Annotated in this window: 13 protein-coding genes; 6 read left to right on the top strand and 7 right to left on the bottom strand. The window is 73.7% G+C overall.

All coding sequences use genetic code 11. The features are described from left to right. The first annotated feature begins 8 nt into the window (after positions 1-8). Entirely contained in the window at positions 9-698 is a 690-nt protein-coding gene (locus tag IF00_RS0108840; RefSeq protein ID WP_030316061.1) for a gamma-glutamyl-gamma-aminobutyrate hydrolase family protein, read from the top strand. 44 nt (positions 699-742) lie between these two features. On the opposite strand, the gene IF00_RS0108835 is transcribed toward IF00_RS0108840, so the two are convergent. After that, entirely contained in the window at positions 743-1,861 is a 1,119-nt protein-coding gene (locus tag IF00_RS0108835) for a C45 family autoproteolytic acyltransferase/hydrolase (protein WP_051820001.1), read from the bottom strand. Then, on the bottom strand, positions 1,858-3,312 hold the full coding sequence (locus tag IF00_RS0108830) for a purine-cytosine permease family protein (RefSeq protein ID WP_030316057.1): 1,455 nt from the start codon (positions 3,310-3,312) through the stop codon (positions 1,858-1,860). The genes IF00_RS0108835 and IF00_RS0108830 overlap by 4 nt, the downstream gene beginning before the upstream one ends. Before the next feature lie 69 nt (positions 3,313-3,381). Between IF00_RS0108830 and IF00_RS0108825 the strand changes: the two genes are divergently transcribed. Then, on the top strand, positions 3,382-4,032 hold the full coding sequence (locus IF00_RS0108825; RefSeq protein ID WP_030316055.1) for a TetR/AcrR family transcriptional regulator: 651 nt from the start codon (positions 3,382-3,384) through the stop codon (positions 4,030-4,032). Positions 4,033-4,134: 102 nt separating this feature from the next. After that, on the top strand, positions 4,135-5,763 hold the full coding sequence (locus IF00_RS0108820; RefSeq protein WP_030316053.1) for an amidohydrolase: 1,629 nt from the start codon (positions 4,135-4,137) through the stop codon (positions 5,761-5,763). A gap of 257 nt (positions 5,764-6,020) precedes the next feature. Here IF00_RS0108820 and IF00_RS0108815 read toward each other — a convergent pair whose 3' ends face one another. Then, positions 6,021-7,022 (bottom strand): LysR family transcriptional regulator, encoded by a 1,002-nt coding sequence (locus IF00_RS0108815; protein ID WP_030316051.1) that lies wholly within the window; start codon positions 7,020-7,022, stop codon positions 6,021-6,023. A gap of 70 nt (positions 7,023-7,092) precedes the next feature. Between IF00_RS0108815 and IF00_RS0108810 the strand changes: the two genes are divergently transcribed. Next, positions 7,093-8,265: a TDT family transporter gene (locus tag IF00_RS0108810; RefSeq protein WP_030316049.1), complete on the top strand. Its 1,173-nt coding sequence runs from the start codon at positions 7,093-7,095 to the stop codon at positions 8,263-8,265. Here the strand turns inward: IF00_RS0108810 and IF00_RS0108805 are convergent. The 4 genes from IF00_RS0108805 to IF00_RS0108790 form a co-directional block, all read right to left on the bottom strand. Next, positions 8,192-8,932, bottom strand: a complete 741-nt coding sequence (locus IF00_RS0108805; protein ID WP_030316048.1) for a helical backbone metal receptor — start codon at positions 8,930-8,932, stop codon at positions 8,192-8,194. The genes IF00_RS0108810 and IF00_RS0108805 overlap by 74 nt on opposite strands. Then, positions 8,929-9,480 carry a helix-turn-helix domain-containing protein gene (locus tag IF00_RS0108800; protein ID WP_030316046.1) on the bottom strand — a complete coding sequence of 184 codons (552 nt, stop codon included), beginning with the start codon at positions 9,478-9,480 and terminating at the stop codon, positions 8,929-8,931. The genes IF00_RS0108805 and IF00_RS0108800 overlap by 4 nt, the downstream gene beginning before the upstream one ends. Positions 9,481-9,666: 186 nt before the next feature. Further along, positions 9,667-11,478 carry an ABC transporter permease/substrate binding protein gene (locus IF00_RS0108795; RefSeq protein ID WP_030316043.1) on the bottom strand — a complete coding sequence of 604 codons (1,812 nt, stop codon included), beginning with the start codon at positions 11,476-11,478 and terminating at the stop codon, positions 9,667-9,669. Then, complete coding sequence (locus IF00_RS0108790) at positions 11,471-12,634, bottom strand: quaternary amine ABC transporter ATP-binding protein (RefSeq protein WP_245234464.1); 1,164 nt, start codon at positions 12,632-12,634, stop codon at positions 11,471-11,473. Before IF00_RS0108790 ends, IF00_RS0108795 begins: the two co-directional genes overlap by 8 nt. Before the next feature lie 466 nt (positions 12,635-13,100). Between IF00_RS0108790 and IF00_RS0108785 the strand changes: the two genes are divergently transcribed. Together IF00_RS0108785 and IF00_RS0108780 are read left to right on the top strand one after the other, a co-directional pair. Then, a complete protein-coding gene (locus tag IF00_RS0108785; protein WP_030316040.1) occupies positions 13,101-14,006 on the top strand; it encodes a 5'-3' exonuclease in 906 nt (301 codons plus the stop codon). A gap of 100 nt (positions 14,007-14,106) precedes the next feature. After that, entirely contained in the window at positions 14,107-14,940 is an 834-nt protein-coding gene (locus IF00_RS0108780) for a siderophore-interacting protein (RefSeq protein ID WP_030316038.1), read from the top strand. Positions 14,941-15,044 lie beyond the last annotated feature (104 nt).

Genomic DNA, 15,044 nt, shown 5'->3' with positions numbered 1-15,044 from the left:
GACGTTCCGTGTCCAAGCCGCTCATCGGCGTGACCACCTATCTGGACCAGGCCCGCTGGGGCGTGTGGGACATGCGGGCCGCGCTGCTCCCCGCGCCGTACCCCCGGCTCGTCCAGGAGAGCGGGGGGATCGCGGTGATGCTGCCGCCGGACGCGCCGGAGGCCGCCGCGGCGGTCGTGGCCCGGCTCGACGGACTGGTGATCGCCGGCGGGGCGGACGTGGAGCCCGTACGGTACGGGGCCGAGCCCGACTCCCGCAGCGGCCCGCCGGCCCGGGAGCGGGACGGCTGGGAGCTGGCCCTGATCGACGCGGCCATCGCCTCGGGGACCCCGCTGCTCGGCATCTGCCGGGGCATGCAGCTCCTGAACGTGGCCCGGGGCGGGACCCTGATCCAGCACCTGGACGGGCACGTCGAGGCGGTCGGGGTGATCGGCCGGCACGCGGTGAAGCCGGTGCCGGGGAGCCGGTACGCCTCCCTCGTGCCCGAGCTCACCGAGGTGCCGACCTACCACCACCAGGCCGTGGACCGGCTGGGCGCGGGGCTCGCTGTCTCCGCCCACGCGGAGGACGGCACGGTGGAGGCGGTCGAGCTGGCCGACCCGGCCTGGGCCCTGGGGGTCCAGTGGCATCCGGAGATGGGCGAGGACCTGCGGGTGATGCGGGGCCTGGTCGAGGCGGCGGGAGCACGCCGGGGCTGAAGGTCCCCGCGCGCCACCGGTTCCCGGTGGCGGGGCGCCCCGCCTCAGCGCCGGGGCGCGGTCAGCGCGGTCCAGGTCTCCGGTCCCGCCGAGCAGGGGCCTCCGTCGTGCACCGTCAGGCACCGCTCGGCCGGGTCGACGGCCACGGTGGCGAGGGTCGCCCACCGGCTGCCGAGGCTGCCTTCGGCCGGGGCGTGGCAGCACACCTCGGCACCGTCGTCCCGATGGGCGGTGAGGAGGCGGACGAGCGTGTCCGGGCCGAGCGCAACGGCGTCGGACGCGTCGGTGCCGCGGCCGCCGTCGTGCGTGAGCACGCGTGCCGTGAGGAGCCGGTGGCGGTCGTACGTCTCCGGCTCCCGGCGGCCGCGCAGTTCCCCCGCGGCCAGGGCCGGGGCGAGGAAGTGGTTGGTGCGCACCAGCCAGCCCCGGTCGTCCGGGGCGACCACGGCCGAGCCGGCCGGGGCGAGTTCCACGGACGCGGCCCGGTCCCCGGTCACCACGGTGATGACCGTGGAGGCCGAGACGGGGGCGCCGGTCAGCATGCCGACCGCCTCGGCGAACGATCCGGCGGTGCCGAGCACCTGACGGGCGACCAGATGGACGGGCACGCCGGTCGCGGCGTCGTCCGCGTGGCCGAGGATGTTGAAGAGCACGCCCACACCGGCTTCGTTGACGCCGATCTTCGCGAGGATGCCGTGCTCGGTGATCCCGGCGAAGCCCTGGGCGTCCCCGGCCACGGTCTGGAGGTGCCAGGCGTCGGCGAGTTCCCGGTGCCAGTCCCAGCACTGACCGCCGGTGGTCCGGGGGCCGCCGCGGACGAGAGTCGAGCACTCGCCCGCGCGGGGCGCGCCGGCCTCGGCGAGGATCTCGGTGCGGGCGTTGAGCGCGGCGATCGTCCAGAACGGCACTCCGGCGCCCTCGGCGACTCCCTCCATCTCCGCGACGAGCTCCGGCGCCCAGGCCCGGGCCGCCCGGACGGTGCGGAGGGCGAGGGCGGGTACGTCGAGCGAACGGGCGTTTCCGGCGGCGACGGTCGCGAAGAGCTCCTCGTACACCTGCCACGCGCGCGTGATGCCGGCGCGTGCCTGCCGGCCGCGGTCCTCTCCGCGCCGGCGGGGCGTGTCCCCGGTGATCCGGAGGGTCGAACGGCGGGGGCTGCTCACGCCTCCGCCCGGGCGGCGAGCAGGGTGCGGTCCTTGCGCATCAGGAGGGCGTAGAGCGCGGCGGCGACGACCATGCCGACGGGGAGGGAGAGGTCGACGCCGCCGAGGGCGGCGGCGATCGGGCCCGTGTAGAGGGTGTTGACGCAGAGGGCCGCCGCGGTGACGCCGACGACGAGCGCGAGGGCACCGGCCGGGTTGACGCCGGCGGTGTACCAGAAGGGGCTGCCGGGGGTCTCGTCCGAGAGCGCGAGGCCGTCGTAGCGGCAGCGGCGGAGCAGGACGTCGGTGGCGTAGACCGCCATCAGGGGGCCGATCAGGACGGTGATCACCTGGAGGGCGTTGCTGACGGTGTCGAGGAAGTTGGAGACGAGCAGCCCGTAGAGGGTGAGGGCGACGGCGACGGCCCCGTCGAAGAGGACGCTGACGGATCGCCGGACGCGGAGGCCGACGGCCTGGAGCGCGAGTCCGGCGCTGTACGCGGTCAGGGCGTTGATGGAGATGGTGCCGAGGACCAGGGCGAGCAGGAAGACCGGGACGAACCAGCCGGGCAGGAGCTCCTGGAGCGCGGTCTGCGGGTCGGTCATGTCGACGGCGGTGGCGGCGAAGGCGCCGAGCGAGCAGACGACGACGCTGGGCAGGAAGGCCCCGAGCGCGTTCCAGCCGATGATCGCCTTCTTCGAGGCGGTGCGGGGCAGGTAGCGGGAGAAGTCGGCGCTCGTGGTGTACGAGAGCGGGCCCGAGGCGATCATCGTGGTGCCGGCGAGGAGCAGGGCCCAGAGTTCGACTCCGCCGGGCTGCTCGGCGGGGGCGTACGAGAAGTCGGCGTGCCGCAGGACGGCGAACGCGACGACGGTGAAGGCCCCGGCGAGGACCAGGGTGATCGGCAGGTACAGCCTGATGATCAGGCCGTGCCCGTAAACGCTGATGATCAGCGTGAGCGCGGCGATGACCACGATGACGGCCACCTTGACGGGGGTGTCGGCCGTGATGCCCGCCTTCTCGACGAGCGCGAAGGCGGCGGTGGCCGCGGCGGCCAGGTTGAGCGCGAAGTAGCAGACGGAGACCAGCCAGCCGCCGACCGCGTTGTTCACGCGGTTGCCGAGGACGCCGTAGACGGCCCGGGTGATCACCTCGCTGGGCGCGCCGGCGGCCGGTCCCGAGGTGGCGAGGAGGCCGGGGAGCAGCCAGAAAAGGTTGCCCACGACGGTCACGGCGACGGCCTGCCAGAGGTTCAGGCCCATCAGGACGAGGGCTCCGCCGATGACCAGGCTGAGGTAGTTGACGTTCGCCGCCGCCCATACGGAGAAGAGCTCACGGGGGTGGCCGTGGCGCTCGGACTCGGGGATGTGGTCGATGCCGTGCGCCTCGATACGGCCCGGCCGATCGGTGTCCTGCAAGGCGGCCTGCGCGCCCTGAGGGCCGGGGAGCGGGTCGGGGATCGTGGAAGCCATGCGGCCCTCCGGATGCGTGTGGTGCCCACCTGGTTGCTTATTGGTCGCACACTCAATAGCATCACGGTTATGTCGTCAAGCGTCCAGCGCAAGAGAGTTCGGAAAACACCCGAAGCCCGGCGGGCGGAGATCGTGGAGACCGCCGCACGCGTGGCCCTGACCGAGGGGCTCGAGTGCGTCACCCTGCGGCGGATCGCCGAGGAGCTCGCCGTACGACCCGGTCTGATCAGCCACTACTTCCCCTCGGCGGAGGACCTGGTGGGCGAGGCGTTCAGCGTGGCCGCCACCGGCGAGCTCGACGCGCTGCTGCCCGCGGAGCGCCCGCACGGGACCCCCACGCAGTGGCTCGCCCGCTACTTCGCCCTCTCGGCGGGCGAGGCGTACGACGACATCAGCCGCCTCTGGATCAACGCCCGGCACCTCAGCCGCTACCGGCCCGTGTTGCGCGACCGGGTCACCGAACAGGAGCTCGCCTCCGACGACCGCCTGGAACAGCTCATCCACGAGGGCGTCGCACGCGGCGAGTTCCGCACGGACGACCCGCGCGCCACCGCCATCCAGATCCTGGTGGTGCTCGACGGCCTCGGCGCCCACGCCAACTCCGACCGGACCGACCGGCCGGAGGCCGTGACCCGGATGGCCCTGACCACGGCGGAACGCGAACTCGGACTGCCGCACGGCGCGCTGACCGACGTACCGCCGCCGGCCGAGCCCGCCTGACCGCCCTTCACCCAGGCCACCGCGGGCCACCTGACCCACCCCCTCGCCGAGGCCACCCGCGGGCCTCCGCACCCGTCCCTTCCTGGAGCCCTGGAGCCACCCGTGCGCACCCGACTCGTCCTGCTCTCCGCCCGTCTGCTCGACCCCGGCACGGGGGCGTTCCTGCCCGAGACCGCACTCGCCGTCTCCGACGACGGCCGGATCGCCGCGCTGGGCGACGACCGCGAGATCCGCGCGCTCGCCGGGCCCGCCACCACCGTCGTGGACCTGAAGGGCGCCGTCGTCACCCCCGGCCTCGTCGACGGGCACCTGCACCCGGTGTCCGGCGCCGAACTCACCCACGGCCTCGACCTGTCGTACTGCGCGGACCTCGACGACGTGCGCGAGGCCCTCGCCCGCGAGGTCCGCGACCTCGGCCGGGGCGACTGGCTCTTCGGCTGGGGACTCGATCCCAACGTCTTCGGCGACCGCCCCGTCGGCATCGCCCCCTTCGACCCGGTCCTCGACGGGATCCCGGCGTTCCTGCTGCTCTTCGACGCCCACTCGGCGCTGGCCAGCCGGCGCGCGCTCGAACTCACCGGGGTCGACGGGCCCCGCACCTTCGACCAGGCCTCCGCCGAGGTCGTCTGCGACGCCGACGGGCGCCCGACCGGACTCCTCCAGGAGGACGCCGCCTGCGAACTCGTCGAGCGGGTCGCCCCGCGCCCGACGCCCGAGGAGAGCCGGGAGCGGCTCGCGACGGCGCTGCGGTCCATGGCGGCGGCCGGACTCACCGGCGGTCACGCCATGGACGCGAACGGCGAGAGCCTCGCACTGTACGGGGAGCTCGACGCGGCCGGTGAGCTGGCGCTGCGGCTCCGGGTGGCGCCCTGGTGCCAGCCCGGCACGGACGCGGACGGCGTACGGGACCTCATCGCGCGGCAGGGCACGGGCGGCGCCCTGTGGCAGGTCGCGGGCGTGAAGCTCTTCATGGACGGGACCATCGACAACGGCACCGCGTGGCTGGAGCGACCCGACTGCCACGGCGAGTCCACGCACGCGTTCTGGCCGGACCCGGACGCGTACACCCACATCATCGGGGAACTGCACCGGGCCGGGATCGCGACCGCGACGCACGCCATCGGCGACGCGGCCGTGCGGCACGTGCTCGACGCGGTCCAGAAGGCGCGCGCGGGCGGCGGGAGCGAGGTCCGGCACCGGGTCGAGCACATCGAGACGGTCCCCGACGACACGCTGCGCCGCTTCGCGGAGCTGGGCGTGCTCGCCTCCATGCAGCCCACGCACTGCTGCGACTTCACCCGGGCCGACCACACCGACAACTGGTCGCGCCGCCTGGGCGAGGAGCGCGCCTCGCGCGCGTGGCGCTGCCGCGACCTGGCGGACTCCGGGGCCACCGTGGTCCTCGGCTCCGACTGGCCGATCGCGCCGTTCCCGCCGCTCGGCGTGATGGCCGGCGCACGGCACCGTCGCCCGAGCCGCGACCTCGGGCAGGCGCCGCACGGCCCCGAGCAGGCGCTGACGGCGCTGGAGGCGCTGCGGGGCATGACGACGGCGGCGGCGTACGCGGCGGGCGAGGAACACGAGGCGGGCCGTCTCGCGCCGGGCTTCCGCGCCGACCTGACCGCCTTCGGGAACAACCCGCTCACCACACCGGCGAAGGACCTGCCGGACCTGCCGGTCCTGCTGACGGTCCTGGACGGACGGATCACCCACCGGGCGGCGGGGGTCTGAGCCACACCTGCCGTTCGGTCCGCCGACGGGCCCGACCGAGAGGCCCGACGATCAGTCCGCCGAGAGGCGAGACGAAGGGCCTGCAGATCAGTCCGTCGAGGGCCCGACGAAAGGCCCGGCGGCCACCGAGGGCCCGACGAAAGGCCCGCCGATCAGGCCTCCGAGCGGCCGACGAAAGGCCCGCCGATCAGGCCACCGACCCGCCCGTCGAGTGCCCGCCGTTCAGCCCTCCGACCCGCCCGCCGAGTGCCCGCCGTTCAGCCCGCCGGGCGGGCGCGGGTCAGGGAGAGCAGGTCGCGGGCCGGGCCGGTCGGGCGGTGGCCGGTGGGCCAGACCGCGCGGAGGTCGCGGCGCAGCTCGACCCCCTCGACGGGGATGGCCACCAGCCGCCGCGAGGCCAGTTCCTCGGCGATCGCCAGTTCGCTGAGAACGGCCGGCCCGGCCCCGCTGACCGCGGCGGCCTTCACCGCCGTCGTGGAGGCGAGTTCGAGGAGGGGCCGCGCGAGCCCGCCGTGGTCCGCGAGCGCCGCGTCCAGGACCTGCCGGGTGCCCGAGCCCCGTTCGCGCAGGACCAGCGGGGTCGCCGCCAGCTCCGCCAGGCCCAGCGGACCCCGGCGGCGGGCCCACGGGTGCGAGGGCGCCGCGACGATCATGAGCCGGTCGTGCGCGACGACCACGCCGTCGAGGCCGTCCGGCACCGCGAGGCCCTCCACGAAACCCATGTCCGCCTCGTTCGCGAGGAGCCGTTCCGCGACGACCGCCGAGTTTCCGGCCTGGAGCGACACCGCGGTGTCGGGGCGTTCCGCGCGCAACGCGATCAGCCAGCCGGGCAGCAGGTACTCGGCGATCGTCATCGACGCGGCCACCCGCAGCCGGGAGTCCCTGCGCCCGCGCAGCGCCTGGGCGCCCGCGTCGAAGGCCTCGGCCGCCTCGACGATCCGCCGCGCCCAGTCGGTGACGAGCGCGCCCGCGTCGGTGAGCCGTGAGCCGCGCGGCGAACGGTCCACCAGGGCCACGCCGAGCTGCCGCTCCATCGAGCGGATCCGGCTGCTGGCGGCGGGCTGGGTGATGCCCACCTCGCGGGCGGCGGCGCCGAGGCTCCCGTGCCGGGCGACGGCGAGGAGCAGTTCGAGCGCCCCGAGATCCGGGACCCGGTGATGGAGCTGGGCCCTGACGTCGGAGCCGTACGCCTCGGCCCGGCGCCCACCCGCCTGCTGCTCCTCGTGCCACTCCCCGCGATGCTCCCCGTTGCTGCTCATAAGGCCAGCTTATGACGTCATAGCCGCAAGATCCCTGGTGGGGGCCGGGGAATCGGACGACGGTGGTGCCATGGCAAGCCTCGCACCTCCCCTTCCGGCCGTCCCCGCCACCACCCCCGGCGCCCGGCCGGCCGTCTCACCGGCCCGCTCCGTCCGTCACCTCGGACCCAACTGGTACGCCTCCGTGATGGGCACCGCCATCGTGGCCAACGCCGGCGCCGGGCTCCCGCTCGGCCTCCCCGGCCTCCGCCCCGCCTGCGCCGCGGTCTGGACGCTCTCCCTCGCGATGCTGCTCGTCCTGCTCGCCGCCCGCACCGCCCACTGGATCCACCATCGCGACCAGGCCCGCGCCCACCTCCTGGACCCCGCCATGGCGCCGTTCTACGGCTGTCTCTCGATGGCGCTGCTCGCGGTCGGCGGCGGCGCCATGATCGTGGGCCGGGACTGGATCGGACTCCCCGCCGCCGCCGCGCTCGACGCCGTCCTGTTCACCGTCGGCACGGTCGTCGGTCTGGCGGCCGCGGTCGGTGTCCCGTACCTCATGATCGTGCACCACAAGATCGAGAACGCGTCCCCGGTGTGGCTGCTGCCGGTCGTCGCCCCCATGGTCTCCGCCGCGCTCGGCCCGCTGCTCGTGCCCCATCTGCCCGCCGGGCAGGCCCAGGAGACCCTGCTCCTCGCCTGCTGGGCGATGTTCGGCGTCAGCCTCCTCGCGACCCTCGTCATGCTGCCGCTGGTCTTCGGCCGGCTCGTGACCGGCGGCCCGCTGCCCCTCGCGCTCACCCCCACCCTGTTCCTCGTGCTCGGCCCCCTCGGCCAGTCGACGACCGCCGCGAACAAGTTCGCCGACGTCGCCCCGGGCGTGCTCCCCGCCCCGTACGCCGACGGCTTCGCCTCCTTCGCCGTCCTCTACGGCGTGCCCGTCATGGGCTTCGCCCTGCTGTGGCTGGTCCTCGCCGGGGCGATGGTGCTGCGGGCTCGACGGCAGGGCATGGGCTTCGCGATGACGTTCTGGGCGTTCACGTTCCCCGTCGGGACGTGCGTGACCGGCGCCGAGGGGCTCGCCCAGCACACCGGTCTCGCCGCCTTCCGGTGGCTCGCGATCGGCCTGTACGCGGTCCTCGTCGCGGCCTGGCTGGTGGCCGGGTCCCACACCGTCCGCGGCCTGTTCAGCGGTGCGCTGCTCGCAGGGCCCGCGCCAGCACCCGCGGCGCCTCGACGAGAGACGGCCCGTACCAGGTGAGGTGACGCCCGTCGACGAGCGCGGCGGCGGTCCCGGGGAACGCCTCGGGGCCGTCGTCGCGCGTGAAGCGGTACGGCTCGTCGGGCAGGACGACGAGATCGGGCGCCGCGGCGCGGAGCTCGTCGAGCGGCAGCCGCGGATAGCGGTCCGGGTGGCCGGCGTACAGGTTGCGGACCCCGAGGCGGGCCAGCAGATCACCGGCGAAGGTGTCACGGCCCACGACCATCCAGGGGCGCCGCCAGATCGGCACGACGGCCGTGTACTCCCCCTCCGGGACGATCGCCGCCCACGCCGCCTCGGCCTCGTCGAGCCAGCGGGGCCGCCGGGGCGCGCCGCACGCGGCGAGGACCCGCTCCAGCTCGCGCAGGCCCTGGTCGAGGGTGCGGATCTCGGTGACGAGGACGTCGAGCCCGGCGGCCCGCAGCTCGGCGAGGTCGGCGGCGCGGTTCTCCTCCTCGTTGGCGAGGACGAGGTCGGGACGGAGCGCGGTGATCGCGCGGACATCGGGGTTCTTGGTGCCGCCGATCCGTGCGACGTCGAGATCGACCGGGTGAGCGCACCAGTCCGTGGCCCCGACGAGCAGGCCGGGCGCGGTGACGGCGACGGCCTCCGTCAGCGACGGCACGAGCGAGACGACCCTCCTGACCGTGCCCCTCCCGGCGCTCATTCCTCCTCGGCCTCGACGTGCTCGGCGACCGCGACGACGAGCAGCCGGGTGCCCGCCTCGGTGGCGCGCCAGCGGTGGCGCACCCCGCCGGAGAGATAGAGCGTGTCACCACGGCCCAGCCGGTACGCGCGTCCCTCGGCCTCGACCTCGGCGGCCCCGTCGGCCACGTACAGCAGCTCGTCGTTCCGGTGCTGGAACTCCCGGCCGGCGTCCTGCTCCCCGGTGAACTCCAGGGCGTGCAGCTGGTGGCGGCCGCGGACGATCGCCCGTACGCCCGGGGGCAGGGCCGGGGAGGCCTCGTCGGCCCGTACGACATCGACGGTACGGGAGGCCTCGGCGGCGGCCAGGAGGTCGGCGGCCGTGGTCTCCAGGGCGTCGGCGACGAGTTCGAGGGAGCGGGGACTGGGGCGCGCGCGGTCGTTCTCGACCTGGCTGAGGAAGGGCACGGAGAGACCGCTGCGCGAGGAGACGACGGCCAGGGTGAGCTGGAGCGCTCTGCGTCGCCTCTTGACGGCCGCGCCCACGCGTGGTGATTCCTTCTCGTCCATGTCGGCCCCCTCCCTCGTGCCTCGTGCGTACCCGTACCGGGCGGTTACCTGAACCTTACGCAGCTTTGGGGCAGGGTTTCGCGTCGTGACGAAAAGGGGCGGCCGCCGAACACGTTCGGCGACCACCCCTTTTCGGACAGGAACCGTTCACCGGTCGCTGTCGGTAGCCCGGAGGCCACTGCCGGGCTATTGCGGCGCGAGCTTCTCCGCGAGGCCCGGATTGCCGTCCAGCCAGGTGCGGACGGCCTCCTGCTCCTTGCCCTTGCCGGTCTTCTGGATGACGGCTTCGAGATCCGTGAGCTGCTTCTCGGTCAGCTCGAAGTTCTTCAGCCAGGCACCGACCTCGGGGTTCTCGGCGGCGAAACCCTTACGGGCCAGGGTGTGGACGCCGTCGCCCTTGCCCCAGGAGCCCTTGGGGTCGGCGAGCTTCTTCAGGTCGTGCGCGGAGTAGGCCCAGTGCGGAGACCAGAGGGTCACGACGACCGGTTCCTTGCGCTCGTAGGCGCGCTTCAGCTCGGCGAGCATGCCGGGCGTGGAGCCGTCGACGACCTCGTACTCGCCCTCCAGGCCGTACTCCTTGAGGACCTTGTCCTTCAGGATGCCCATCATGCCGGCGCTGGGCTCGATGCCGACGATCCGGCCCTTGAACTGCCCGGCCTTGCCCTTGAGGTCGGCGAGCGAGTCGACGCCCTTCACGTACGAGGGGACGGACAGCTCCAGGGAGGTGGGGCCGTACCAGGAGCCGAGGTCCTCCAGCTTGTTCTTGTACTTCTCCCAGTACTGGGCGTGGGTGACGGGCAGCCAGGAGTCGGTCTGGAAGTCGAGCTGGCCGCCGGCCAGGCCGGTGTAGAGCGCACCGGCCTCCAGCTGCCTCGTGTCGACCTCGTACCCCCGGCGCTCCAGGAGTTCCTTCCACAGGTACGTGGAGGCGATGCCCTCGTCCCAGGGGATGTAGCCGATGCTGATCTTCTTGCCGTGACCGCCGCCGGAGCCCGAGGCGGTGGTGGAGCTCGTACCGGAACCGCCGAGGAAACCCGTACCGCCCGCGACGAGGGCGAGTACGACGACACCGACGAGGGCGGTGACGGGCTGCGGGCGGTGGGCCCACAGCTTCGCCCCGGGACGCTTGGCGCTCAGCGCGGCGCGGGCCTTGGCGGCGGCGCGTCGACCGAGCGGGGAGACCTGGCGGCCGAGGGCGCCGGTCATCCGGTCCAGGTACATGGCGAGGACGACGATGGAGACGCCGGCCTCGAAGCCGAGGCCGATGTCGACGTTGCCGATGGCGCGGTAGACGGCGCCTCCGAGCCCGCCGCCGCCGACCATGCCGGCGATGACGACCATGGACAGGCCGAGCATGATCACCTGGTTGACGCCGGCCATGATCGTCGGCAGGGCCAGCGGGAGCTGCACGCGCAGCAGCGTGTTGCGCGGGGTGGTGCCGAACGCCTCGGCGGCCTCGACGAGTTCACCGTCGACCTGCCGGATGCCCAGCTCGGTCATGCGGACGCCCGGGGGCAGCGCGAAGACGATGGTGGCGATGATGCCCGGGACGACACCGACACCGAAGAAGATGATGCCCGGGATGAGGTAGACCATCGCCGGCATGGTCTGCATGAAGTCGAGGACCGGCCGGAGAACGGCACTGACGGTCTTCGAGCGGGCCGCCCAGATGCCGAGCGGTACGGCGATCACCAGCGTCACCAGCGTGGCGACGAGAACCAGCGACAGGGTCGCCATGGCCTCGTCCCACAGCTGGACCGAGTCGACGAGCGCGAACCCGGCGAAGGCGAGCACACCGGGGGCGAGCCCGCGCAGCCACCAGGCGACGACGGCGAGGATGCCGGCGAAGAGCAGCGGCTGGGGTGCGGACAGGACGGCGTCGATGCCGTCGTAGAGGCCCGTCACGCCGGTGCTGACGGCATCGAAGAGCCAGGAGAACTGGGCCTGGAGCCAGTCGACGGAGCTGTCGACCCACTCGCCGAGGGGAAGCCTAGGCACGGGCGGTCAGCTCCTTCTTCGGCTGGGCGGCTGCCAGGGAGTCGGCCTTGCCGCCGGTCTCCGGGCCGGCCTTGCCGCCGGTCTCGGTGCCGGTCTTCGCGTCGGCCGGGTCACCGGCGTCCCTCGCGCCGAGTCCGCCCATGACGGCGAGCAGGCGCTCCGTCGGTACGACTCCGAGGACGGAGCCGTCGGAGTCCTGGACGGTGACGGGGTGCGGGGCGCGCGCGGCGACGGCGCACAGGTCGGCGACGAGGGTGTCCGGCCCGACCGGTCGGCAGCCGCAGCCGGCGGGGCAGTCCGCCGGGGTGGCGCCGCCCGTCATGACGGCGGAGGCGGTGAGCACCCGGGAGCGGTCCACGTCCTGGATGAAGGAGGCGACGTAGTCGTCGGCGGGGCGGACCAGGATGTCCTCGGCGGTGCCGAGCTGCACGATCCTGCCGTCGCGCATGACGGCGATCCGGTCGCCGAGGCGCATGGCCTCGTTGAGGTCGTGGGTGATGAAGACGATGGTCTTCTTCAGCCGCTGCTGGAGGACGAGCAGCTGGTCCTGCATGTCGCGGCGGATCAGCGGGTCCAGCGCGCTGAAGGACTCGTCCATGAGGAGCAGATCGGCGTCGGTCGCGAGCGCGCGGGCCAGGCCGACGCGCTGCTGCATGCCGCCGGACAGCTCGTCGGGCCAGGACTTCTCCCAGCCGGAGAGCCCGCACAGTTCGAGGGCCTCGGCGGCACGGGTCTCACGCTCGGCGCGCGGGACGCCCTGGACCTCCAGGCCGTAGGCGGCGTTCTCCAGAACGTTCCGGTGCGGGAACAGCGCGAAGTGCTGGAAGACCATGCTGATCTTGGTGGAGCGGACCGTGCGCAGATCGCGGGGGGACAGCGCCGTGAGGTCACGGCCGTCGAAGAGGACCCGGCCGGCGGTGGGTTCGAGCAGGCCGTTGAGCATACGGAGAAGGGTCGACTTGCCGGACCCGGAGAGCCCCATCACGACGAAGATCTGTCCGGGCTCGACGGTGAAACCGGCGTCCACGACGGCTGCTGTCGTCCCCTCGGCGCGCAGCTCCTCGCGGTCGGTCTCGCCGGCGGCGAGCCTGCGGACCGCTTCGTCGGGTCGTCTGCCGAACACCTTGAACAGGTGGTCTGCCTGGAGCCTGGACACATGAACCTCACGGGTAGCAACGAAAACGGCCCCCGCCACCCCCGCGTGGTTGGGCCGTGGAGCGGGCGGGATCGGCCCGCGGGCCCGTCGTGTACGGGGATCCTTTTGTTGAATCCCGTACCGGGTTCCGCTCCGGGCTCGCGCCTGCCCGGCTTCACAGGGTGCAAACGCAGAGGTGACGGGGGTCACGTACGAGGGGCCGGAACCACAGACACGGCGAACGCGTCCCCGGACGCCGGAGCCGCACGGCCGGTGCGTGCGGAGCCGCACGGCGGGTGCGGAGGGCGACCCTCGGTGAACGCGTGCGGCGCTGGCTCGGTGAACGCGTACGGCGGTGCTCCTGCGAACGCGTGCGGCGGCGCCCTGCGGGCGTGCACGGCGCCCCTCGGCGGGCACTCGGCGGGACGCGTCCCCCGGCCACGGAGGCACCCCGAGCCCTAAAATCAAGCAGGTGACTCGACGCCTCATGCTCCTCGACACCGCCAGCCTCTACTTCCGCGCCTACTTCGGCGTACCGGACTCGGTACGGGCCCCCGACGGCTCGCCCGTGAACGCCGTGCGCGGACTGCTCGACTTCATCTCCCGACTCGTCCAGGACCACCGCCCGGACGACCTCGTGGCCTGCTGGGACAACGACTGGCGGCCGCAGTGGCGGGTCGACCTGATCCCCTCGTACAAGGCGCACCGGGTGGCCGTGGAGACGGAGACCGGCCCGGACGAGGAGGAGATCCCGGACACCCTGTCCCCGCAGGTGCCGGTGATCGAGGACGTCCTGGCGGCACTCGGCATCGCCCGGATCGGGGCGGCCGGCTACGAGGCGGACGACGTGATCGGCACCCTCGCCGGGCGCGCGGCGGGGCCGGTGGACATCGTCACGGGCGACCGGGACCTCTTCCAGCTGGTGGACGACGCACGGGGCGTCCGCGTGCTGTACCCGCGCAAGGGCGTCGGCGACTGCGACCTGGTGGACGCGGAGCTGATCCACACCAAGTACGGCGTGCGCCCCGACCAGTACGCGGACTTCGCGGCGCTGCGCGGCGACGCCAGCGACGGCCTCCCCGGGGTGAAGGGCATCGGCGAGAAGACGGCCGCGCAGCTGATCACGGAGTACGGGGACCTGGCGGGCGTCCGGGCGGCGGCCGAGGACCGCACGTCGAAGCTGACGCCGGCCAAGCGGCGCGGAATCGTGGAGGCGGCGGCATACCTGGACGTCGCGCCGACGGTGGTGCGCGTCGCCGGAGACGTACCGCTGGCGGAGTTCGACGCGACCCTGCCGAAGGCTCCCCGCGACCCGGCGGCCCTCGACGCCCTCGCGAAGCGCTGGGGCCTCGGCGGGGCCGTGGGCCGTCTGCTGCCGGTCCTGCAACGCTGACGAAATCCGGCCACACTGGGTCGACCGCACGTCGGGGTGCTAGCTTAGGCATACCTAAGTACCCGGTACGTCGAGTTACGTCGAGTCAGGAGAACCACTCGTGGCGGAGCAGCCCCGCAAGGCACCGAAGGCCACCGAAGCGCGTGTGGTGCGCACCGAGCGCATCACCCCGCACATGGTGCGGGTCGTCCTGGGCGGCCCCGGCCTCGACGCCTTCGAGGTCGGCACGTACACCGACCACTACGTGAAGCTGCTCTTCGCCCCCGAGGGCGTCGCCTATCCGGAGCCGTTCGACATGGACCGGATCCGGGCGGAGTTCCCCCGGGAGCAGTGGCCGACGACGCGGACGTACACCGTACGGGCCTGGGACCCGGTCCACCGCGAGCTGACCATCGACTTCGTGGTCCACGGCGACGAGGGTCTCGCGGGACCGTGGGCGGCGCGGGCACAGGCGGGCGAGACGGTGCGCTTCCTCGGCCCCGGCGGCGGCTACACGCCGGACCCGGCGGCGGACTGGCACCTGCTCGCGGGCGACGAGAGCGCGCTGCCGGCGATCGCGGTGGCCCTGGAACGGCTGCCCGAGGGGGCGCGGGTGCACGCGTTCGTGGAGATCTCGGACGCCGCCGAGGAGCAGAAGTTCGCGACGGAGCACGGCATCCACGTCACCTGGCTGCACCGGGGCGACCGCCCGGCGGGCGAGGCGCTCGTCGAGGCCGTGCAGAACCTGGAGTTCCCGGCGGGCGACGCGCACGCCTTCGTCCACGGCGAGGCGGGCTTCGTGAAGGACCTCCGCCGCCACCTGCGACTGGACCGCGAGATCCCGCGCGAGCGGCTGTCGATCTCGGGCTACTGGCGCCAGGGCAAGTCGGACGAGGCGTGGCGCGCGATCAAGCGCGAGTGGAACGACCAGGTGGAGCGCGAGCAGGAGAACTGAGACACGGAGCCGGGCCGTCGGCTCACGGCGCGGGGCCCGGGGGCTGACCCCCCCGGGCCCCGCGCCGCTTGCGAGCGCGACGCAGGCCGGGGGGCCGTCCACCT

Origin of the sequence: Streptomyces flavochromogenes, assembly GCF_000717595.1 — a bacterium.
Taxonomy (GTDB): Bacteria; Actinomycetota; Actinomycetes; order Streptomycetales; family Streptomycetaceae; genus Streptomyces; species Streptomyces flavochromogenes.
This window is presented reverse-complemented; position numbering and strand designations above follow the sequence as displayed.